Raw genomic sequence first — 23056 nt, 5'->3', positions numbered from 1 at the left:
ATATATTTGAAAAGTGAAATAAGTCCTTTGTTTTACACCTATGCCTGGATGAACGGTTTTGTTTGGGAAGTGATTTAGGTTTATTTTTGGAAAAGGCCCTGAAATCAGGTATCCTGATTTGTATTTTTAATGTTATGGTATATTCCTTCCCCAAAACCAATAAAGCCAACTGGAAATCCACCCTCGAAAAGGAAGGCTTGTCTCCTGAGGGTATCAGGTACCGACTTTCCGATGGCACAAGTTTTGACCCCTACTATACTCCTGAAGAATTGTCGGATGAAGGGCAGGAGAGGAGCTCTGAATTTGAAACAAGCCTTTGCCTGATGGCCGTAGAAAATGCAGATGATGCTCAGGCCGCAGAAACCATTCATCAGGCTTTTGCCCTTGGCGCAGAGGGGTTGGTATTGGTACTTGATGGAAAAGAAGACCTTACCATCAGACTGGATAAAGTCATTCCGGATGCCATCCATTTTTGGTTGCTCCCTACAGGAGATCCCCTGCCCCTGTTGCAACGATTTCTGGCCTGGTACCGGGAGCAGGGAGTTGATCCTGGTTTTCTTAAGGGAGGGGTGATTTTAGACGGTGGGGACAAATACTTTACCGATCCAAATAGAAGATTGGCCTACCTGGAAATGGCTGATGACTATCCTCAATTTCAGGTTTTAGGCTTTATGGATCAGACAGGAAAAGCGGATAATGGCACCCTTTTTCATCATTGCAGGAATTGGCTGGATGGCTTGAAGGCTCCTCTTGAAGGAGAAATGGCCAGGACAATTATGGAAAACATCGCTTGGGTGACACCGGTTGGTGACAGACTCTTAAATGAAATAGCCAGAATCAGTGCGGCCATAAGTTGTTTTTCCCGCCTTTATCAATCCCTGTTTCCGGATTCCCTCCCCTGTAAGCTGCCGGTAATGGCTATAGTAGCAACAGACAAAAACTCCGCCAGGGCGTCCTATATTCAGCAAACGGCCCGGTCCTGGGCTGCCATGCTGGTTCCTGTAAGGGCCTTGTGGATAAAACCTTTTAGCGAATTGGGACAGCCTGCCAGCAAACAGGTGCTGCAAACGGCTTTTAATATTGGCCTTATTTTGAAGGAGGAAGCTCAGTTGCAGGATCCCGGGGGGAGCTGGCAGGGAAGCTATTTTCTGGAAAAATTAAAGGCAGGAATAATGGCTGCCACCGATGGCAAAATCCGCACCTTGTTTCCGGAAATACAGCAGATTCCTCAGAAGGGGCACAGATCTACGGAAAAATCACGCGATTTTCCTCATACAGGTTTCGGGGCTGGGGAGCCACCCTATCTCCGGGGACCCTATGCGAGCATGTACCTCAAACGGCCATGGACCATTCGGCAGTACGCCGGATTCTCTACGGCCGGGGAGTCCAATGCTTTCTACAAAAAAAACCTGCAGGCCGGACAAAAAGGCCTTTCGGTAGCCTTTGACCTTCCGACCCACAGGGGATACGATGCAGATCATCCCCGGGTAGTGGGAGATGTGGGTAAAGCCGGGGTGGCCATTTCCACTGTAGCAGACATGAAGCGCCTTTTCGATGGCATTCCTTTGGATCAGGTTTCAGTTTCCATGACCATGAACGGTGCCGTCATTCCCATTCTGGCATTTTTTGTGGTTACCGCTGAGGAACAGGGAGTAGCACTTGAGGACCTTACCGGAACCATTCAAAATGATATCCTCAAGGAGTTTATGGTGAGGAATACCTATATCTACCCTCCTGAGCCATCCATGCGGATAGTTGGGGATATTTTTGTGTACCTTTCTAAATGCATGCCCCGGTTCAATTCCATTTCTATATCAGGTTATCACATGCATGAGGCTGGTGCCACAGCAGATCTGGAGTTGGCCTACACCTTGGCAGACGGCCTGGCCTATGTCAGAAAAGGTTTGGAGCTGGGATTGGCTGTGGATGAATTTGCTCCGCGGCTTTCCTTTTTTTGGGCCATTGGCATGAATCATTGGGAAGAAATCGCCAAACTCAGGGCAGGCAGGTTGCTCTGGGCAGAGTTCATGCAACAGTTTCAGCCCAAAAATCCAAAATCCCTGATGTTGAGGGCTCATTGCCAGACCTCGGGTTGGTCGCTGACCCAGCAGTACCCCTACCATAACATTTGCAGAACTACCATTGAAGCCATATCCGCTGTTCTGGGCCATACCCAATCCCTGCATACCAATGCCTTTGACGAGGCCATTGCCTTGCCGACCCCTGCCTCGGCCAAAACGGCCCGTGATACCCAACTCTACCTGCAACAGGAAACCGACCTGAGCCAGGTGGTTGATGCCATGGGTGGATCAGGTAAACTGGAATCCCTGACCCATGCCCTGGTGGAGCAGGCCAAAGCCCATCTGGAAGAAATTGACAGTCATGGAGGCATGGTAGCTGCGCTTGAAAAAGGAATTCCTAAGTTGAGGATAGAAGCAGCTGCAGCCCGGAAACAAGCCAGAATTGACAGCGGGGAAGAAATTATCATTGGACTCAACCGGCAGCAAGGTGAAAGGCAGCCTTATGATTTTGAAATATTGGAAGTGGACAATGACCAGGTAAGGGCCAGTCAGGTGGCAAAAATTCAAGCGATTAAAGCCGGCAGGAACCAGTCGGCGGTTACCCAATGCCTCCTGGCCATTTCTGAAGCGGCTGAAAAAAACAGCGGAAACCTATTGGAGCTGGCTGTGGAGGCTGCCAGAGAAAGGGCTACATTGGGAGAAATTTCCCAGGCAATGGAAAAAGTCTATGGGCGCTACAAGGCAGTGCACAAAACAGTGAGCGGAACGTATTTAAAAGGCATGAAAGATAATTCCAAAGTAAAGGAAGCCCTGTTAAAGTCAGATGAATTTGCCCGGCTAGAGGGTAGGAGACCCAGAATTCTGGTGGCCAAAATCGGGCAGGACGGGCATGACAGGGGAGCCCGGATCATCGCCAGTGGCTTTGCAGATCTGGGATTTGATGTGGATGTGGGGCCGCTATTTCAGACTCCTGAAGAGGTGGCTCGTCAAGCCATGGAAAATGATGTACATGTAGTGGGCGTGTCCTCCCTGGCAGGGGGACACAAAAGCCTGTTGCCCGCTTTGATCAATGCTTTAAAGGCGGAAGGCAGGGCTGACATAGCGGTAGTGGCCGGGGGAGTAATTCCTGACCAGGACCATGATTTTCTTTACAAAAAAGGGGTTTTAGCCATTTTTGGACCGGGAACACCTTTGGCCGAAGCGGCTATCAAACTTTTGGCTGCTTTAATAAAATAAGCACTGAGCATGAAAAGTATAATCTTATTGTATGATCCCGAAGCAGAAGCGCTGGTAGCGGAAACCATCATCCCCAAATTGGGGGCAGATTTAAAACTCAAGCTACCGTTCAAAACCGAATTGACGGTGGAGCTTGGGAAAGATGACTTTGTGGTTACCTATCTCTCGGATGAACAGCTGAAGGAACTGTTTCCTATTGCTTTGGAGCATGAATGGCGCATTGCCCTGCTCCCTCATCCCGGACTGGTTCACGGGAGGCAGGGTTTTGGCATAGACAATGACCTGGACGACTGTCTGGAGCGGGTGCTGGAGGCAGAAGAAACCCGAAACATAGACCTGCTTACCCTAAATGGCAGACCTGTTTTCAATACGGTAATCATAGGTGAGTCCCTGAGTCTGATGAGCGGTTCTGTGGCAAAAAATGGATGGGAGCGGTTCTGGAAAAAGATGGGTTATTTTTTTAAGTTGTTCTGGATTGCAAAATCCCACAGGTACATACTGGAAGCCTCGGAAAAGGAAAAGCTGGATACGGCGGCTATCGGCATGGTGATCGTGCAACATGGCAAAAGTAACCTCCTCAGTAGAAAGGTATTGAAGGATTCTTATATCAACGATGGGAAGATGCATGCCATGATTCTGGCTCCCAAGAGTATTTCGGGTTTGCTGTGGTTTGGATTGGATAGTTTTTTCCGTAAAAAGGGAAGGTCAGGTCTGCCCCCCTTTGCCGCCCATATCAAAACCTCGGTGCTATCCATATGCAGTGATGATGCCATAGAATATGCGCAGGACGGTATATTATTGAGCGCAAAGAAGCTGGAACTAAAGGTGAGCCCTAAAGCACTGAAAATGTTGCCAGGCAAGCACCTGGACATGGAGGGAAAGGTTTCTCAGGAGGATGTTTTTAAAGTAAAGGTATTGCCAAGGGGAGAGGTGAGGGATGAATTGCTGAAGAGGAAACTTCCCCTTATCCACCATGCTTCCACTGAAGAGTTCAAAGAACTGTTTTCCAGCCTGCGCGCCAGTGCCCGGACCAGCAACAGCTACCTGGTTTTGATGTTACTGTCTACCTTTATTGCTACCCTGGGACTTTTTGGCAACTCATCCCCCGTCATCATTGGAGCGATGATACTTGCCCCCCTGATGGCTCCCATTATTTCCCTTTCTATGGGTGTATTGCGCCAGGACAAGAACCTGATCCTTAACAGTGCCAAATCCATAGGCTGGGGCATGCTGTTGGGTTATCTTTGCGCCATGCTGATTACCTGGCTTACTCCCCTGAATATTTCCAACGAGGAAATCATGGCCAGGGTGAGGCCCAATTTATTGGATTTGGGCATAGCGGTGGGTTCAGGCATCGCAGGGGCATATGCCAGTGCCAAGGAGGAAATAGCCAAAACCCTGGCTGGAGTAGCCATTGCGGTTGCCCTGGTACCACCTTTGGCCGTTTCTGGCATCGGCCTGGGTTGGATGGATTGGAGCATTTTCCAGGGAGCCCTGCTCTTGTTGCTGACCAACCTGGCAGGTATGGTCATGGCGGCTGCCTTGACCTTTCTGTTTTTGGGATTCAGTCCTTTCCGTCTGGCCAGAAAGGGGATCGCCTACTCCCTCATAGTAGTGGGGGTTGTCAGTTTACCCCTGTTTTTTGGGTTTATGGATATGGTCCGGGAGAAAGATGTGATCTCCAAACTGGATGGCTATCAGATAGAGGGTACCGTTTTGCGGGATATCACGGTCCGTGGAATCAACCCGGTCAGGCTGGCCGTGAAAATTGTTACCGAGGGCAACCTGGATGAAACCAGGTTAAAGTCCATAAAAAATGAAATTGAGGAAATATTGGGGGAAGAAGTGGAATTGGAAGTAACCATAGGGGTGAAGGTTTTTTGACCAGGTACCTGGATTCAGGCTATCCTTGATGGATGATAAGGGGAAAGAATCCTTTCGGAAGGTAGCAGCACCAGCCGACGCAGTTAAAACAATACCAAAGGAAGACGGGTTTATTAATAGGTTGAATGGTCAGCGGTATGATGACAGAAGTTAATTTAGTTATTTTAACAGATAATTGATACCTTGAATAAGTTTTAATCTATTAACCCATCAACAAAATATAAAAATGAAAAGGAAAGCAACAGCAATTTGGAAAGGAACAGGATTGGAAGGAACTGGTACCTTGTCTTCCCCCAGTGGTTTTTTTGACAAATCTCCCTATAGTGCAAAAACCAGATTTGAAAACGAGGACGGTACCCAGGGAACCAACCCTGAGGAAATGATCGCCGCAGCACATGCGGGATGTTTCAACATGGCACTGAGTTTTCAAATTGCAGGTAAAGATTTAAAGGCAGACGAATTGAATACTACTGCTACCGTAACTTTGGAAAAGGATGATGCCGGCTTTTCCATTACAGGAATTGTACTGGACCTTAAAGGAAAGGTGTCTGGAATGGACGAGTCCCAATTCAAGGAACTGGCTGAGGTAGCCAAAGAAAACTGTCCCATAAGCAAAGCATTAAGTGCTGTACCCATTTCTTTGAATATCACCTTTTCCTCTTAAAAGGGGGGTTTTTAATTGATTTTTAAGTGCCGGGATGTCTTTTCCGGCACTTTTTCTGTTTATTTCGACACATGAATCGAAAAATGTGGCTTTTGGGCTGGATTACCCTTTTCGGCTTTGGCTTTGCCGGCATGGCTTTGGTATTTTTTTTTCAGGGACAATCCATGGCGGATTTATGGAGAGGACATTGGTATTTTCCATGGCAATTACTGGCAGGAGCGTTGACAGGGTTCCTGGGAGCCCATTTGTCCAAGTGGCTTATCCAAAGGTCTTTTTTTGAGAAGGAAAAGTTTCGTTACCGGAAATTGATCAATCATTGGTCCTGGTCGGCTAAAGGAATTGTATTCATTTCTATCTGTGCAGGAGTAGGAGAGGAAATGTTTTTCCGTGCCGGCTTACAACCTTTGTTGGGCTTATGGCCCACTGCTGTCGGCTTTGTTCTTATCCATGGCTACCTGAACCCTCTCAATTGGCGCATCAGTATTTATGGCCTGCTGATGGTGGGGCTGATTGGCTTTTTTGGTTTTTTGTATGAGGAGGCAGGAATTGTAGCCGCCATGACTGCCCATGCCGTTTTTGATGCAGTATTGCTGTTTTGGATGACAGCTGGAGGGGAGACTATGGGACGAAGTGAGGGGGAGACATAGGGAACAGGTGACCTAGAGTCCATGCTCCTTGGGATTTGCAATCCCGAGGACAGATAAAGGGGATTTGCAATCCCCGTAAGGTGTGCGTCGCAAATACCGCGCACAGTATCCGTAACGTGCCCGTCAGCAGGATTACAAATCCTGCCTTATCTGTGGATTCGGAATTACAAATTCCGAACAGCCGTGCTCCTTGGGATTTGTAATCCCGAGGACAGATAAAGGGGATTTGCAATCCCCATGACGTGTGCGTAAAAGCAGGATTACAAATCCTGCCTTATCTGGGGTTCGGAATTACAAATTCCGAACAGCGCGTTTCCGAACAGCTGTGCTCCTTGGGATTTGTAATCCCCATAACTTACACGCAAACAGGACTACAAATCCGGCATCATTCAAGTGGAACCTGAAATTCATTGCTGCTTCTGCCTCCGGGGGTGACTGTCACATACCTGAGAGTAAGCGGTTTCTGCTCCGCCCCGGGTATAGGAGTCAGAAATGGCCCGGCGTACAATAGACCTGTCTGGTCAGCCTTATGTCCGTCAAGGGTATAATACACCCGGGCTCCCGCCACCAGGGGCTTTATTGCTACCTTATGCCGGCCGCTTTCAGCATCCTTACTGATCTGAACATCAGCTTCCGGAATCCGGAAAAATACTCCTTTTTCTTCCAGATCCAATAAGCGGAAGGGCAGGCGTTCATGGATAAATGACTGGTAGTCCTTTTCCTCCCTGCTTTTCCAGGCTACTTCTGCCAGTGCCAGCGCCCGGGGGAAAAGGTGGTATTCCATTTTATTGTTGGTAGCCAGGTATTCGGTCCAGAGGTTGGCCTGAACACCCAGCACATGTTTCCCTTCCTCAGCTGTCAGGTCCGCAGGTATGGGGTTGTATGCATAAACCTTTTCCAGTGGCAAAAAGCCGCCGATAGCCAGGGGTTCGGTACTTTTGTCTTCCGACTGGTAATGATCAAAATACAGGTGACTGTTAGGGGTCATGATCACATCATGTCCCATTTTTGCCGCCGCAATCCCCCCTTTTTCTCCCCTCCAGCTCATGACCGTTGCATTGGGGGCTAATCCACCCTCCAGGATTTCATCCCAGCCAATCAATTTCCTGCCGTTTTCATTCAAAAATTGCTCGATCCTTCGAATAAAAAAGCTCTGCAGCTCGTGTTCATCGGCCAACTTTTCTTTTTTGATTACTTTTTGGGCAAGGGCAGAGGTTTCCCAGTGGTCTTTGGGGACTTCATCTCCTCCGATATGGATGTATTCCCCTGGGAAGATATCCATGACCTCAGTCAGGACGTCCTCCAGAAACTGATAGGCCTGATTCGTAGGCCCATAAATATTGTAGTGGACCCCCCAGTATCCTGGTACCTGACTGCTGATATCGTTGTCCAGGGGCTCCCCCTTATCATTGAGGGCAGCGATGGTACCCTTGCCCTCATTTTTGTTGACATCAAAGCTACCCAGCTCAGGATAGGCGGCCAGCACGGCAGAGCTGTGTCCGGGAAGTTCAATTTCCGGAATAATGGTAATCTTTCGGTCAGCGGCATATTGGACGATGGACCTGGCCTCTTCCTGGCTGTAATAGCCTCCATGGGGCTCCCCATCGTAAATGAAGGGTTGGAAATCATAGTATTGGCCGATAATGGTAGAATCCCTCCGGGCACCAATGGCGGTTAACTTGGGATATTTTTTGATCTCCAGGCGCCAGCCCTGATCATCGGTCAGGTGCCAGTGCATGGTATTGAATTTCAGCTGGGACATCAGGTCCAGGACCTTCATGATCTGTTGGCTACTGAAATAATGCCGTGAAACGTCCAGCATGATCCCCCTATAGCCGAAGGCTGGGGCATCGGCAATTTCAACCTGCGGCAACATGACTTCCGGTCCCCTTATTTCCAGCAATTGGATCAGGGATTGAAGGCCATAAAACAACCCTTTACCAGCCCCCTTAATGTATACTCCCTTGTCTTTTACGCTCAGGGTATAGGCTTCCTCCTGCTCACCGACCTGCGCTTCATCCAGGTGAATAACCGGCCCCTCAGCTGATGCCTGGTGTTGGATAGTCAGCTGGAAACCTGCTTTGGCTTCCAGCAATTCATTAAAAATGGCTGCGGATTTCCTGGCATCGGCGGTGGCTGCCTGAATAATGGTGCCGGGCTCCAGGACCCAATGCCCCTCAGCCCTGGTCATGGTCTTTGGCTGGGGTACGATGCTTTTGGTTTGGGCAAAAATAAGGTTTCCCAATAGCAGCAAAAGGGTGAGGGTAAGGTAAAATACTTTTCTCATATCAATGGTTTACGGATGCTGGTCCAATAAGATCTAATTAAAATTTTTATTAATCAATGCACAAGATATATAAAAAATTTTGAATAATAAATACTTTGTTTGTGCTCCTTGGGATTTGTAATCCCCGGTACGTTCCCGTAAATCAGTATTCCAAATCCTCCTTCAATTCCCTGCTACATAAAAAGGGTCAATCAAAAACAAATGGGGGTTTTCCGGGGATACCTGTATCCGCACGGCATGCATGTCCCGATCACCAAATACCTGAACAGCAGTAAAGTTGGTTAGGGTCCTGCCCGTATCGTCCCGAAGGGGTTGGTCTATCATAAACCGGTGGTTGTCTCCATACAGGAGCAGCACCGGCTTGCCATACGCCATCACTTCTTCCCGCAAGAGGTGTACAAAACTGGCATGGCCGTTACGTTCATCCCGGCTGTTATAATTAAGTCCGGCATGCAGGACCAGCACCAAACCGCGGCTATCAGTCTCCCTGGCCTGTTCAAAAAGTTGTTTCAACCAGAAGTTATTCGCCAGCTCTCGCTCGTAAAACTCATCGTTCAGTGCCGCTGAATCCAGTTTGAAATTGTTATTGGAACCGATGACGTGCAAGGTGCCAAAGGTAACTCCGGCCATTTGCCAGCGGGCATTTTCCGGGAACTTTTCAAAGCCCTCCAGGCTGTTCTGCCTTTCCAGAGGCATGGGGTTTTTGCCCTGGCTTTGTGGGGTAGCAAAAAACAATTGCCGCAGTTTATCCAGCCTTTCCTCCGGCTCAAAGCTTCCGCAGGCTTCCCGGTGGCAATCCGTCCATTCATTGTCCCCCGGGGTATAGACCAAAGGCTGATCAAAAGTATCGAAATAGCCTTTTATTTTTTCAAAATACGCATCCGAGCAAGGGGTGCTGCCGGATTTGATGTCTCCCACATGCAAAGTCAGGGCAGGACCTTCACCATTGATTTGCTGAATCAAGCGTTCAAATCGCTCAAAATCCTCAGGCAGGTGATAGGGCACATCCCCGATGGCCATAAAGGTAATGTCTTTCGGCCCACAGCCATTCAGGCAAGCGACCAACAGCAGTATCCAACCAAATTGCAGGCAGCTTCTCATGCTTTAAACCGATATAGGTAACCATTTTCTCCACCATGCCCTGGAAGGCATCTCCTCATGGTAACCGTAACCTTTGCTGCCATAGCCATAGCCTCCACCATAGCCATATTTACCATAACCTCCATATTTGGATTTATTGACCACCCCATTCATGACGGCATATAATTTCTTGACACCGTTTTGTTCCTGAAGGGAGTTGATGTAGTCGCAGGCGCTTTTCTCAGAAAATTCCTGCCGCAGGATCATCAGGTTAATTTGAGAATATTTGAATATTTCCAGGGTTTCCGAAACCAGCCCCACCGGGGGGCAGTCCAGAATTACGATATCGTAGGCTTCGCGGATCTCTTCCATCAGGTAGGAAAACCGGTCCTGGAGCATCAATTCGGCAGGGTTGGGGGGAATGGGACCGGAAAGCAAAATGTCCAGGTTTTCCTTTACTTCCTGGTGCACCAGAGGTTTCCAGTCAGTTTCACTTTTCAGGTAGGTACTTACTCCCCGGTCATTGGACAGGTCAAAATCATCGGCTATCCGGGGTTTTCTAAGGTCCAGGCCTACCAATAAGACTTTTTTGCCCGAAAGGGCATACACCGCTGCCAGGTTGATGGAGCAGAAGGTCTTTCCTTCGCCGGAAATGGAGGAGGAAAGTCCGATCATCAATTTGTTTTTGCCCATGCTCAGGTAGCTCATATTGGCCCGCAGGTTTCTGAAAGCCTCGGTAATCACCGATTTGGGATTGCTGTGGACCACCAGGTTGGTTTTGGCGGTACTGTAACCGATCAATCCGATCAGGGGCACCCGCAATTTTTTCTCCACTTCGTGTGGGTCCCGGATCTTGGTATTGAACAAGTCCCGAAGGGTAATAAAACCTACCGGTAGGATGATGCCAAAAAGGATCCCGATCAGGTAATTGATATTTTTTCGGGGGAATACCGGCACAGACGCGGACCTTGCAGCATCCAGGATATTATTGGACGGGTAATTGGAGGCCCTGGTGATTTCTGCCTCTGCTCTTTTTTCGAGCAAATACACATAGATGTTCTCATTAATCGTAAACTGCCGCTGAATGCCCAGCAGGTTTCGCTCCGTGCTGGGCAGCCGGTTGATTTCCCGTTCTACCTGGCGGATCCGGTCATTGAGCTCGGAAAGCTTCGTTTCTGCATTGGATATGGCATTTCGCAAGTTTTCCGAAAGGGCATTCTGGGTATTTTTTATCTTGGAGTTAACCTCCCGAACCGCAGGGGTCTCATCAGAAAAGCTGGCGGTCAGCCTGACTTTTTCACTTTGCAATTCTGCCAGTGAAATCACCAGGGCATTGAGCAATGGATCCTGGATTCCGATAAAAGATGGGGCGACCAGGTCATTGAGTTCCTCTTCTCCCAGGTAAGTAGCCATGGACCGGTAGTAGGATAGGGAAAGGTCCATTTGGGCCTTTTGTTCTTCCAGTTCTGCCAGCCGCTGAAAGATCAGGGTGCCTTCTTCTGTCAGGTTAAACACACTGTTTGCACTGCGGTAGTTTTCCAGTCTGTCCTCGATAAAGGAAAGGGAATCCGAAATCCCCGAAAGTTGCCCCTCGATAAAATTGATGGTATTGGTTGCGGTACGGTTTTTTTCGTTGAGCTCCCGGGCCAGGTAATCCTCCATCAGTTGGTTCAGGAAGTTTTCTCCCTTTCTTCGGTTGTTCAATTCTATTTCAAGGTTCAGGACTGTGGAGGTTCGATTCAGTGGACTTACCTCCAGGGAAGACCGGAATTCATTGGTTAAAGCTCCGGTATCTTTCAGGTTAAAATAAACCTTTTCACCTTTATCCATACTTATATTGGAAATACTGAACTTAAAGCTTGTGCCGGTGAGCAGTTCATCAAAGCTGTATATACCTTCCTCAATTTCTACATTTTCTATTCTGGTTTTGAAGTTGGGATCTTTTGGGGAAAACAATAGGAACTCATCCTCCTCAATGCTCAGCTCAAATTGACCATCACCCAGATTCTCTACGGCAAAACTACCATAGATAATCTGGGGATGCTGCCAGTCTACTTCGACCAGCAGGGGGGAAGTAAGGTATATTTCCTCCGGACCGAAAAAACCATCCCTGGAGTAAGTGACATTCAGGTTGAGCTTTTCCAGCGCCTCATACACCAGCGAAAAACTGGTCAGTATGCCCATTTCATTTTCCACATTGTTTTTGGGTACATTCAAGCCTGCCTGTTCAAACAAACCCGATCCCAACATGCCGGAATCCTCATCTTTGATGATTACCGAGGATTGTACCTTATAGACCGGGGTTACCAGTTGGTTAAAGGCAAAAGCCAGAAAAAAACCAATGAATGCACAAAAAGCAATTACCTTCCAGTACCTCAGGTATTTAAACAATATTTCTTTCAGATCTATTTCCTCTTCTTCCATAGGATTTTGCTGAAAAGGATGGGATGCAGGTTGCTCCATGTTTTAGTTTAAAATTAAATTAAGGATCAAAGCCGCTGCGGTTACAGATGTAACGAGTAAGGAGATAGATTGGGCCAGGTTTTCTCCTGATCCCAGTTCGCGGATCCGCATGGGCTCGGCATACAACTGGTCATTGGGCTGAATAAAATAGTAGGGACTGTTGACCAGGTTCCGGTCATTGAGATTGACCCGATGCAATTTGGTTCCCTCCGGATATTGCCGGATCAATAGGATCTCATCCCTTTTGGCCGACACATTCAGGTCCCCGGATAGGGATATGGCTTCCAATATGGTCATCCGGTCCTGCAATACCACGTATTTGTTCGGTCTCCTGAACTCCCCCAGGGTGCTGAAGCGAATCCCCCCCAGTTTGACCCGCACATAATAGTCATCATTGGTCATGTATTTCTTCAAATCCTCATGCACTTTGGTTTTGATTTCTTTTAGGGTCATGTCCATTACAAATACTTCTCCCAACAAGGGTAATTCTATATTGCCCTCCTTATCCACGGTATGACCTGTAAGGTAAAAAATATCCCCTCCGGAGGATTCCGCATTTCTGCCTGCCTGCATCATGTTTTGACCGCCGGAAATATTGAACAACTCATTCATTTCCGGATCTACGGTCTGAATTTTCACGTCCAGTACATCATTGTATTGTACCTGATATTCTGTGGTGGTATATCCGATCAGGGCGTCCTCGGGTATCGGTTCATTTCCTTCCAGGTTCTGCAAATAAATCAGCTTTTCATTGGACACACAGGAAAAAAACTGAAGTGCCAGTAAAAATAAAAAAAGGCTTCTATTCAGACCAAAGGTGCTGATACTGGGGTAAAGGACTTGCCGGGGTTTCAATAGAATGATTCGTTAATTTGAAATGCTGATTGGATTTATAAAGTCGATCTGAAAAGCTCAAAATCAGGTCAAAGTAAATTGATTAATTCTTTTCAAACAAGGAAAAATAAAAATCCATCGTTCAGTTTTCCGACTAGTCATTAAAGGCTGCTGCAAATTCCCTGCTTTATAGACAACAGAACAAGAGCAAACAGGATTTAAAATACATAAAATAAGATATAAAATACATAAAAATATATTTTAAATATTTACATTCAGATTTTAAGCTAAATTTTATTTGGAAAATACAAATTTTAATCATTTAAATTTTGCTTAAAATTTTGAAATAAATTACTACCCCACTACTTTTAGCCTTTCAATAAACCTGTACCTGAAAGGCGCTCCGGGCTACTCCTACACTGGTGGTCCTCTGGATGCCTTTATATCCTTCATAACCTAACTCAACCAATGCCCCTTTGAAGCGTGTGAAGGGTTCATTTGGTTTTTTTTTGAATGGTGTAATTGTATGCTCCGGTCCTTTAATAATGGGACTCACCGGGCGAAGCTGTGCCTGATTTCTTTAACCCTTTGATGTTTTCCCCCAGCCTGATTACCCTGTTTATTGTTGCAGGATTGGTATTTGTATTGTACAGAGACCTGCTCAGACCGTCTTTTGCATTTTTGGGGGCGGTTTTTTTGTTGCTCCTCCTGCAAATCATCCGGCCCGAGGAATTTTTGATGGGCCTGGCCAACAAACAGATCATTGTGATTTTTTTGTTGATCGGACTCACGGCCGGCATACAGAAAAATATAGGAACAGGTTTTTTCTTCCGGCTTTTCAGCCAAAAACTAAAGCCGGGTGTATTCCGCATGCGCCTGATGCTGCTGGTAGGGAGTCTCTCTGCCGTGCTGAATAATACACCGGTGGTAGCCTTTATGATCCCCTACGTAAAAGAGTGGACCAAAACCAATAACTATCCGGCTTCAAAATTCTTGATCCCACTTTCTTTTTCTACTATCCTTGGAGGTATGATCACGGTAGTAGGTACCTCTACCAACCTGGTACTAAACGGACTGATCAGCCAGTATGGGCTTCCCCTGCTGGGCTTTGAGGATTTCCTTTACCTGGGCTTGCTGGTCACATTCTTTGGCATCATTTACCTCAGCCTGGCTTCTGCCCACCTGCTGCCTGCCCGGGAAGAAAACAAAAGCGAAATCATCGATCACCTGAATGAGTACCTGGTAGAAACCTACCTGCCGCAGGGATCCAAAATGCATGGCAAAACCGTCAAGGAAGCCGGACTCAGAAAGTTGAAGGAGATTTTTCTGGCGGAAATCAAGAGAGGAAGCCTGGAAATATCACCGGTAGGTCCCAATGAGCTTTTGCAGGAGGGAGACAAGCTTTTTTTTACCGGAAATTCGGAGGCCATACTCCAATTGATTCAGGAGGAAAACGGACTCAGCCTTCCGGAAGATGGCTATGTTTCCAATTATGGCTTTTTTCAATTGACCGAAGCGGTGGTGCCGGCCTCCTCCGCTTTGATCGGTGAAAAAATCAAGGACAGCGATTTCCGCAACCGGTACCAGGCCTCCATCATTTCCATTCACCGAAATGGTACCCAACTGAAAGGCAACATAGGCGAGACCAAGGTGCAGGCAGGTGACCTTTTCCTGATGCTGACCGGTAAGGAAGATAACCGGAACGAGTACCTCAAAGATTTGATTATCATTACCCTAAGGGGAGAAATCAGTCAGGACAAGGGCTTGTTCAAGCGCTTGCCCTCCCTGCTGGCATTGGCCATATTGTTTACCGGCATTATAGGCTGGGTAGATCTTTTTATGGCAGCTTTTGCCGGAATCCTTACCCTCTATATATTTAAAGTGTTAAATTTGCAGACTTTACGAAAGGCAGTGGACCTGGACCTGTTGTTGATCCTGGTCTGTTCCCTTTCTCTGGGAGTAGCTTTAAACAATTCCGGAGCGGCCAATCAGTTGGTAAATGGCTTGCTTTACCTCAGTGATGGTACGGAGGTAATGCTTGCTTTGGTCCTGTTGTTTGTCATGACCCTGGTGCTGACCAGTCTGATCACCAATGCGGCAGCGGTTTCCATCATGTTTCCCATTGCCATGGAGCTTGGTAACCAGCTGGAGCAGCCATTGGTCCCTTTCTTTGTGGCCATAGCCTTTGGGGCGTCCGGGGATTTCATGACGCCTATAGGGTATCAAACCAATTTGATGGTCATGGGGCCTGGAAATTACAAGTTTAAAGATTACTTTAAAATCGGCTTTCCGCTTACCCTGATTTACAGTACCGTGGTGCTTTTGTTTATTCAATGGTATTACCTTTAAGTCGTATTCAGTATAAAATCGCATGCAGGAAAACATACACCCATCCGAATTTAAAGTCACCCGGGAGCTCCGGCAGCAGGCCCTGGGGCAGCAGGCCAGGCTGATCTGGTTTACCGGCCTGTCCGGCTCGGGCAAGTCCACCCTGGCCAATGCCACAGAGCAGGCCCTGCACCGCCTGGGATACCATACGTACCTGCTGGATGGAGACAATATCCGTACGGGGCTGAACAAAGACCTGGGCTTCAGCAAGGTTGACCGGGTAGAAAACATACGCAGAATCGCTGCCGTGAGTCAGCTGATGATGGATGCCGGCCTGATCGTATTATCGGCATTTATTTCCCCCTATATTTCTGACAGGGAAATGATCCGGGAGTTGGTGGGTGAAGATCAGTTTCTGGAAATCCATGTGGACTGTCCGCTGAAAATCTGTGAGGAAAGAGATGTAAAAGGCCTGTATCAAAAGGCCCGGCAAGGTCTGATCAAGGATTTTACAGGCATCGATTCCCCCTATGAAGCTCCTGAATCTCCTTTTTTAGTGATCAAAACGGCAGAAGTCACCGCTGAGAAGGCAGTAGAACAATTGATGGAAGCATTAGATAAAAAAATTAAAATATAATTATGGCACAATACTATTTATCCCACCTGGAGGAACTGGAAGCAGAAGCGATTTTTGTTATCCGGGAGGTGGTCTCCCAATTTGAGAAACCTGCCCTTTTGTTTTCAGGTGGCAAGGACAGTATCGTACTGGCTCACCTGTCCAAAAAGGCGTTTTATCCTTCCCGCATCCCCTTTCCCCTGATCCATATCGATACGGGACATAACTTTCCCGAGACCATCGCTTTCAGGGACCAGCTGGTAAATGACCTGGGCGTCCAACTGATCGTTGGCTCGGTACAGCAGAGCATCAATGAAGGCAAGGTGAGGGAGGAGACCGGTGTCAATGCTAGTCGCAATGCCCTGCAGACGGTGACCCTACTGGATACCCTTGAAAAATTCAAAATTGATGCCGCCATGGGAGGTGCAAGAAGGGACGAAGAGAAAGCCCGTGCCAAGGAGCGCTTCTTTTCCCACCGCGATGAATTTGGTCAGTGGGATCCCAAAAACCAAAGGCCTGAGCTTTGGAACCTGTTTAACGGCAAAAAGCACATGGGAGAGCATTTCAGGATTTTCCCCATTTCAAACTGGACAGAAATGGATGTCTGGCAATACATCCAAAACCAAAACATCGGTTTGCCTTCCCTGTACTTTTCCCATCAGCGGGAATGTGTGGTCAGGGACGGTGTCATCCTGGCCAAATCGGATTTCATTCAGTTGAAGCCCGAAGAAGAAGTGAAGACCATGACCGTGCGGTACCGTACCTGCGGGGATATGCCCATCACGGGAGCGGTGGAATCGGATGCCGATGACCTGGAAAAAATCATTGCCGAAGTAGCTACCACTCGAACCACCGAAAGGGGTACCCGGGCAGACGACAAAAGAGGCGAAACCGCCATGGAGGACAGGAAGAAGAGTGGGTATTTCTAGGAGAGGATGTGATGATGTGATTTCTCCGGTCCCTGAGCGGAGCCGAAGGGAGCGGAGTCGAAGGTATGATTTGATGATGTGATGATGATGCCGTCACTGCGAGGGTGCAGACGGAGTCCAATCGAATGATCGTAATTGCTCGGGCACCCGCGGCAGTCTGTCGGATTACGAATCCGTCATTCGTTTACTGATGGTATTCTACGAGGTACTTAGAGAGGGGGGGACTCAGGGACTGAGAGACATAGGGACGAAGAGAAGAGAAAAATTTCCTTACCGGTCCCTGAGCGGAGTCGAAGGGAGCGGAGCCGAAGGCATGTTGTGATGATTTGATGGTGCATTGGTACGATTGATTAACCCTTAACTACAAGAGTTGATCTCATCGCCAGCCCAACTGCCAGACAGCCCGGTTGAACAACCTGGCCAGTTACCAATCACTTTAACCCTTAACAAACAGGGTTAAAGCCATGGTTATGGCGTACTGCCAGACAGCACGGCTGATCAGGCCATTCAGCGACCCTTAACCTTTGTGTCCTCTGTGGTTCTTTGAGTCCTTTGTGACTAAAAAAATACGAGACTGAAATAAGAAATAAAATAAAAAGCATGAGCATACAAGAAACCAATCAACTCCTACGATTTACAACTGCCGGATCGGTGGATGATGGGAAAAGTACCCTGATCGGCAGGCTTTTATTTGATTCCAAATCTATTTTTGAAGATCAGATCGCCGCAGTAAAAACCTCCAGTGAGAAAAAAGGCTTTGACTATGTGGACCTTTCTTTGTTGACCGACGGCCTCAAGTCGGAAAGGGAGCAAGGCATTACCATCGATGTGGCTTACCGCTATTTTGCGACACCCAAACGTAAATTTATCATTGCCGATACCCCGGGGCACATCCAATATACCCGAAACATGGTTACCGGAGCTTCCACCGCCAACCTGGCCATTATCCTGATTGATGCGAGAAAGGGCTTGCTGGAACAAACCTACAGGCATTCCTTTATAGCTTCCCTGCTGAAAATCCCTCATGTGATCGTCTGTGTCAATAAGATGGACCTGGTGGATTATGACGAAGCGGTCTTCGAAAAGATCATCAAAGACTACAAGGACTTTGCCAGCAAAATGGAAATCAAAGACGTTCATTTTGTACCTATTTCCGCTTTGAAGGGAGACAATGTGGTGGACCGGTCTAAGAACATGGACTGGTACGAAGGTCCCACCCTTTTGTACCTGCTGGAAAATGTGCATATCGCTTCCGACCTGAACCATATCGATTGCCGTTTTCCCGTGCAGATGGTAATCCGCCCCCATACCCACGAACACCAGGATTTCAGGGGTTATGCCGGCAGGATTGAAGGGGGGATTTTTAAACCCGGGGACGATGTGAAGGTATTGCCTACCGGCTTTACCTCCAAAATCAAAAGCATAGAACTGAACGGGCAAGCCATAAGTGAGGCTTTTTCTCCCATGTCAGTGACCATGACCCTGGAGGATGAACTGGACATCAGCAGGGGAGACATGCTGGTGCGGCCCAATAATGTCCCGACAGTGGCGCAGGATTTGGATGTCATGGTTTGCTGGATGAGCCAGCAAAAACTGGCAGGACGGACCAAATTGCTGGTCAAGCATACCACCAAAGAGTGTCAGGCCATGGTAAAGGATATCCTGTACCGGGTGGATGTCAATACCCTTCACCGGGAAGAAGGGGTACATGAAATTGGTATGAATGACATTGCCCGGATAAGCCTGCGCACTGCCCAGCCCTTGTTTATGGATGCCTACCGCCGCAACCGCCAGACCGGTTCCATCATCCTCATCGACCCCAATACCAACGAAACCGTCGCTGCAGGGATGGTGATTTAATGAGCGAGTGACCTATCGTTTTCGGTCCCAGAGGTGCCTGAGCCTGTCGAAGGCAGCGGAGTCGAGGGGAGTGGAAGACTTAGAGACGAAGAGAGGGAGAGAATTAGAGGCTTAGGGACGGAGTGACTTAGAGAGATTGAGACTTGGAGACTTAGAGAAGGGGATACGGAGTGACCGAGAGAGAGGAAGACTAAAGATGTCCCTTAGTCTCTCAGTCCCTTCGTCCCCCAGTCTCTTAGTCCCTTAATCTCTCAGTAGTCCCTTCGTCTCTCACTCAGTCTCTTTATTGAATACATAGACTAGAAATATATGATCGACATACCAAAATTAACTATCCTTGCCATCGAGGCCGCCAAGGCAGCAGGTGGGGAAATCCTCAAGATTTACCATTCTGCTGACTTTGGGGTAGAGATGAAAAGTGATGATTCCCCGTTGACACTGGCCGATAAGGCCGCCCATGAAGTGATCATGGCCTACCTGAAGGAAACCGCCTACCCGGTCCTTTCCGAGGAGGGCAAGGACATTCCCTATGCCGAGCGCAAAGACTGGGACTACTTCTGGATGGTGGACCCCCTGGACGGTACCAAGGAATTTATCAAAAAGAACGGAGAATTTACCGTCAACATCGCCCTGATCCACCGGGATACGCCCGTGATGGGCGTGGTGTATGCCCCGGTGCTGGATATCATGTACTGGGGAAATGCCGAAGAAGGAGCCTGGAAGCAGGAAGGGCAGGAAGCCCCCCTGCCGCTGAAGCAGCCGGAAGACAAAACCGTGCGGGCCATTGTGGCCAGCCGTTCCCACCTGAGTCCCGAGACGCAGGAAGTGATCGATCGCTACCCGGGTGCGGAAGTCATCAGCATGGGGTCTTCCCTGAAATTCATGCTGCTGGCCGAGGGCAAGGCCCAGCTCTATCCGCGTTTTGCACCCACCATGGAATGGGATACGGCGGCTGCACACGGCGTATTGCTGGCCCTGGGTTATACGGTAAAGAAAACCGATGAAGACAGCCCTTTAATTTATAACAAGGAAAACCTACTGAACCCCTGGTTTATCTGCGAAGCCTGAACCAGTCCCTTTTTAACCACGGATTACAACTTCTAACAGCTAATGAACATGTCTATTCAACAAAGCATTGCCCGGGAAAAGGAATTGGTCTACCGGGTTCATCCCTCCCGCCTGGAAGGGGAGGTTACCGTAAGTGGTGCCAAGAATAGCGCCCTGCGTTTGCTGGCCGCCTCCATTCTGACCGATGAAAAAGTGCAATTGACCAATTACCCTGAGCAATTGAGAGATGCGGTTATTCATGTGGAAATGCTTCGGGTGCTGGGGAAAACCTGTACCGTCAGCAGGGATGAAATCCAGATTTCTCAAGACAAAGCTCTGGCTACCAAACTGGACTGGCAGGAACGATCCATACGCAATACCCTGCTTATCCTGGGAGCCTTACTGGCCAAATATGGAGAGGGGGCCGTTCCCTTGCCCGGAGGCTGTAAACTGGGAGAGCGGAAATACGACCTGCACGTGTTGGTTTTTGAGTCATTGGGAGCTGAAGTATGGGAAGACGACACCTTTCTGTATGCCCGAACCAACAAACGATTAAAGGGCAATGACATACACCTGAGCCTTCGCTCTACGGGAGCCACTGAAAATGCCATTATCTGCGGGTCCCTGGCGGAAGGCACTACCACCGTATGGAATCCACATGTGAGACCGGAAATCCTGGATCTGATCCGCATGCTTCGGCAGATGGGTGCGGGTATTACCGTTTATGGGCAGGAGAAAATTGAGATCCGTGGCGTGGAGAAATTAAATGGTGTCAATTATAGGGTATTGCCGGACAATATGGAAGCCCTTACCTGGTTGGTGGCCGCCACCGTTACCGGGGGGGACCTGACCATTCGTGATTTTCCTTTTAAGGACCTGGAGGTACCCCTGGTTTTCCTCAGGGAAAGCGGCGCACAATTTTACAGCAACGAGGAGGCACTGGTGGTCCGCGGGGGCACACCCTTTCCTTTGGAAATAAGCACCGGCCCCTATCCCGGTATCAACTCAGACATGCAGCCTATCCTGGCTTTGTACGGGGCCATGGCACAGGGAGAAACCCGTATTATTGACCTGCGCTTTCCGGGAAGGTATGCCTATGCTGAGGAACTTGAAAAAATGGGCGTGGCCTATGAGACCAAGGGCAACATGCTGATCATTCACGGAGGCAATGCCCTGAAGGGAGCGGAAGTTCGTGCCTCCGACTTACGAGCCGGTGCCGCGCTTCTGATTGCCGGATTTGTAGCAACTGGCGAAACCATTATCAGAGATGCCTGGCAGATCGAGCGGGGCTATAACCGCATGACCGAGAAACTGAAAGCCATAGGCGGAAATGTACGATTTTAGGATGAGCCGGTCGGAATTACTGGAGCTGATTCGCTCCGATGCAGGAGCTGAAAAGGGAAAATTTTTCTTAAAAGTGGCCAAAAAGCTGCTGATAAGTAACTCCTTCAAATTGATACTCAATTACCGCTTGGGGTATTTTTTTCAGACCAGAGGAAATGCCTGGTTATGTAAGCTGTTAAAGCACAGGCAAATCAAACGCCATTCCTGCCAGATTTCCTATAAAGCGAAAATTGGTAAAAAAATATCCTTTCCACATCCTATAGCAATTGTTATTGGTGATGGTGTACAAATTGCGGACAGGGTCAAAATCTGGCAGCAAGTCACTATAGGTTCTCATGGAAAAGCTGGAACCGACCTTCAGTATCCAAAAATCGGATCAGGTGTTCGTATATTTACCGGCGCTGTCGTTATCGGAGATGTGCAATTGGGGGAAAATAGCACAGTAGGAGCCTTGTCCCTTGTAACCCGTGATGTGGCACCCAACAGTACGGTAGCAGGCGCTCCTGCTAAACCCATCCGATGAGTAAATTTATCTCCGATTTTCTAGCCGTATTTAAAAGCAAAGCTTTTAATATTATCCTGGCACTTCTGACTGGGATAATCTATGCAAGGGTTTTGGGACCAGAAGGCAGCGGTATACTGGCCGGAGTAATTATTTACCCCACCTTGTTTGTTTCCTTTGCTACCCTGGGCCTGCGCCAGGCAGCCGTTTATTATGTAGGCAAGGAGATCAAGCCCGTAGATACGGTTTTTTCCACCATCATTACGGTATGGCTGTTTACCTCTGGCTTTGCCGTGGTGTCCTGTATTTACCTGCTGCAATACCTGGCCGGCAATGAATACAGTCCTCTGATGATAGGCCTGGCGGTGGCCGCCATTCCTTTTGAAATCTTCAAGGATTATTCCTCGGGCATTTTACTGGGAAAAAACAATATCAAAAAATTTGCCACCATCACCTGGCTGCCCAGCCTTTTTCGCCTGACAGGAGCCTTGCTATTTGTCTGGTGGCTGGGCTGGGGAGTGGCAGGAGCCTTAATCGCTCCCTTGCTGGCCATGATGCTGATGGCGGGACTGATGTTTTATTTTCTGAAGCCTTACCTCTCCTTTACATTTAGCTTCGACTGGGAGCTAAGCAAAAGCATGCTGCAGATGGGCATCGTATTTGCGATTGCCCTTTTTGTAATCAACCTCAACTACAAAGTAGATCAGATCCTGCTGGAAAGACTTTCCTCTGCCTACGAATTGGGCATATATGAGAAAGGGGTGACTTTGGTAGAAAAAGTCTGGCAAATTCCCATGCTGCTGGGAACCATTATTTTTGCCGGATCCGCCAATGCAAAAGATAGCAAAGTTTATTCCCTTAAGGTAGCCAAACTACTTCGGGTGTCCCTACTGGTCACTGCTGCTGTATTGCTGGTGGTGGCGCTGGCGGCACCGTTGATAGTGACGGGATTTTACGGCCGGGATTTTCTTCCTTCGGGGAGGGTCATTCAATTCCTGGCACTGGGTATCCTATTTATGGTTTGTTTTAAGGTGTTGAATATGGACCTGGCGGGTAGGGGAAAACCCTGGCTTTCTTTACAGGCCATGGGACCCGCAGTGCTGGTAAATATAGTTCTTAACTATCTTTTGATTCCGGAATACGGAGCCATGGGTGTGGCACTGGCTTCGGCCATCAGCTATACCCTGGCCGCTTTCCTGTTTGTGGGTATATATTCCCGAAATACGGGCCTGACCCTGAAGAATATTTTTGCTTTTCAGCGTTCGGATTTCGAGGTATTGGAGCAAAAAATCAGAAAAAAAATACGTTAATCGT

At 48.2% G+C, this 23056-nt stretch carries 17 protein-coding genes; 13 read left to right on the top strand and 4 right to left on the bottom strand.

Translation table 11 applies throughout. The features are described from left to right. The first annotated feature begins 134 nt into the window (after positions 1-134). The 4 genes from scpA to GL182_RS11790 all read left to right on the top strand — a co-directional run bounded on the left by scpA (position 135) and on the right by GL182_RS11790 (position 6452). Positions 135-3257 carry a methylmalonyl-CoA mutase gene (scpA, locus tag GL182_RS11805; protein ID WP_205603640.1) on the top strand — a complete coding sequence of 1041 codons (3123 nt, stop codon included), beginning with the start codon at positions 135-137 and terminating at the stop codon, positions 3255-3257. 9 nt (positions 3258-3266) lie between these two features. After that, on the top strand, positions 3267-5141 hold the full coding sequence (locus GL182_RS11800; protein ID WP_163379886.1) for a TIGR00341 family protein: 1875 nt from the start codon (positions 3267-3269) through the stop codon (positions 5139-5141). A gap of 226 nt (positions 5142-5367) precedes the next feature. Continuing rightward, positions 5368-5805 carry an OsmC family protein gene (locus GL182_RS11795; RefSeq protein WP_163379885.1) on the top strand — a complete coding sequence of 146 codons (438 nt, stop codon included), beginning with the start codon at positions 5368-5370 and terminating at the stop codon, positions 5803-5805. Positions 5806-5876: 71 nt separating this feature from the next. After that, positions 5877-6452: a CPBP family intramembrane glutamic endopeptidase gene (locus tag GL182_RS11790; RefSeq protein WP_163379884.1), complete on the top strand. Its 576-nt coding sequence runs from the start codon at positions 5877-5879 to the stop codon at positions 6450-6452. Positions 6453-6837: 385 nt separating this feature from the next. Here the strand turns inward: GL182_RS11790 and GL182_RS11785 are convergent, their stop codons facing one another. From GL182_RS11785 to GL182_RS11770, 4 genes are all read right to left on the bottom strand, one after another. Beyond that, positions 6838-8739, bottom strand: coding sequence for a beta-N-acetylhexosaminidase (locus GL182_RS11785; RefSeq protein WP_163379883.1), 1902 nt, complete (start codon positions 8737-8739; stop codon positions 6838-6840). Positions 8740-8901: 162 nt separating this feature from the next. Beyond that, the gene (locus tag GL182_RS11780; RefSeq protein ID WP_205603639.1) at positions 8902-9840 is read right to left on the bottom strand and encodes a metallophosphoesterase; all 939 of its coding nucleotides are present in this window, start codon (positions 9838-9840) and stop codon (positions 8902-8904) included. Positions 9841-9843: 3 nt separating this feature from the next. Then, the gene (locus GL182_RS11775; RefSeq protein WP_163379882.1) at positions 9844-12282 is read right to left on the bottom strand and encodes a GumC family protein; all 2439 of its coding nucleotides are present in this window, start codon (positions 12280-12282) and stop codon (positions 9844-9846) included. 3 nt (positions 12283-12285) lie between these two features. Beyond that, on the bottom strand, positions 12286-13137 hold the full coding sequence (locus GL182_RS11770; protein ID WP_240469794.1) for a polysaccharide biosynthesis/export family protein: 852 nt from the start codon (positions 13135-13137) through the stop codon (positions 12286-12288). A 570-nt stretch (positions 13138-13707) separates the two neighbouring features. On the opposite strand from GL182_RS11770, the gene GL182_RS11765 reads away from it, so the two are divergent. The 9 genes from GL182_RS11765 (at position 13708) to GL182_RS11730 (ending at position 23052) form a co-directional block, all read left to right on the top strand. Next, positions 13708-15465: an SLC13 family permease gene (locus tag GL182_RS11765; RefSeq protein ID WP_163379881.1), complete on the top strand. Its 1758-nt coding sequence runs from the start codon at positions 13708-13710 to the stop codon at positions 15463-15465. Between the two features lie 22 nt (positions 15466-15487). Then, complete coding sequence (cysC, locus tag GL182_RS11760; RefSeq protein WP_163379880.1) at positions 15488-16081, top strand: adenylyl-sulfate kinase; 594 nt, start codon at positions 15488-15490, stop codon at positions 16079-16081. 2 nt (positions 16082-16083) lie between these two features. Then, positions 16084-16989 (top strand): sulfate adenylyltransferase subunit CysD, encoded by a 906-nt coding sequence (cysD, locus tag GL182_RS11755; protein ID WP_163379879.1) that lies wholly within the window; start codon positions 16084-16086, stop codon positions 16987-16989. A 190-nt stretch (positions 16990-17179) separates the two neighbouring features. Beyond that, positions 17180-17311 (top strand): hypothetical protein, encoded by a 132-nt coding sequence (locus GL182_RS24400; RefSeq protein ID WP_262889338.1) that lies wholly within the window; start codon positions 17180-17182, stop codon positions 17309-17311. A 278-nt stretch (positions 17312-17589) separates the two neighbouring features. After that, positions 17590-18849, top strand: a complete 1260-nt coding sequence (cysN, locus tag GL182_RS11750) for a sulfate adenylyltransferase subunit CysN (RefSeq protein WP_163379878.1) — start codon at positions 17590-17592, stop codon at positions 18847-18849. A gap of 309 nt (positions 18850-19158) precedes the next feature. Further along, entirely contained in the window at positions 19159-19917 is a 759-nt protein-coding gene (gene cysQ, locus GL182_RS11745; protein WP_205603638.1) for a 3'(2'),5'-bisphosphate nucleotidase CysQ, read from the top strand. A gap of 48 nt (positions 19918-19965) precedes the next feature. After that, complete coding sequence (locus GL182_RS11740) at positions 19966-21240, top strand: UDP-N-acetylglucosamine 1-carboxyvinyltransferase (protein WP_163379877.1); 1275 nt, start codon at positions 19966-19968, stop codon at positions 21238-21240. Then, the gene (locus GL182_RS11735; RefSeq protein WP_163379876.1) at positions 21227-21763 is read left to right on the top strand and encodes a serine O-acetyltransferase; all 537 of its coding nucleotides are present in this window, start codon (positions 21227-21229) and stop codon (positions 21761-21763) included. Before GL182_RS11740 ends, GL182_RS11735 begins: the two co-directional genes overlap by 14 nt. Then, the gene (locus GL182_RS11730) at positions 21760-23052 is read left to right on the top strand and encodes a flippase (protein WP_163379875.1); all 1293 of its coding nucleotides are present in this window, start codon (positions 21760-21762) and stop codon (positions 23050-23052) included. Before GL182_RS11735 ends, GL182_RS11730 begins: the two co-directional genes overlap by 4 nt. Positions 23053-23056: the final 4 nt, after the last annotated feature.

The organism is Cyclobacterium sp. SYSU L10401, from assembly GCF_010993705.1.
GTDB lineage: Bacteria > Bacteroidota > Bacteroidia > Cytophagales > Cyclobacteriaceae > Cyclobacterium.
The sequence above is the reverse complement of the archived record's forward strand: the minus strand, read 5'-3'. Positions and strand labels throughout refer to the sequence as shown.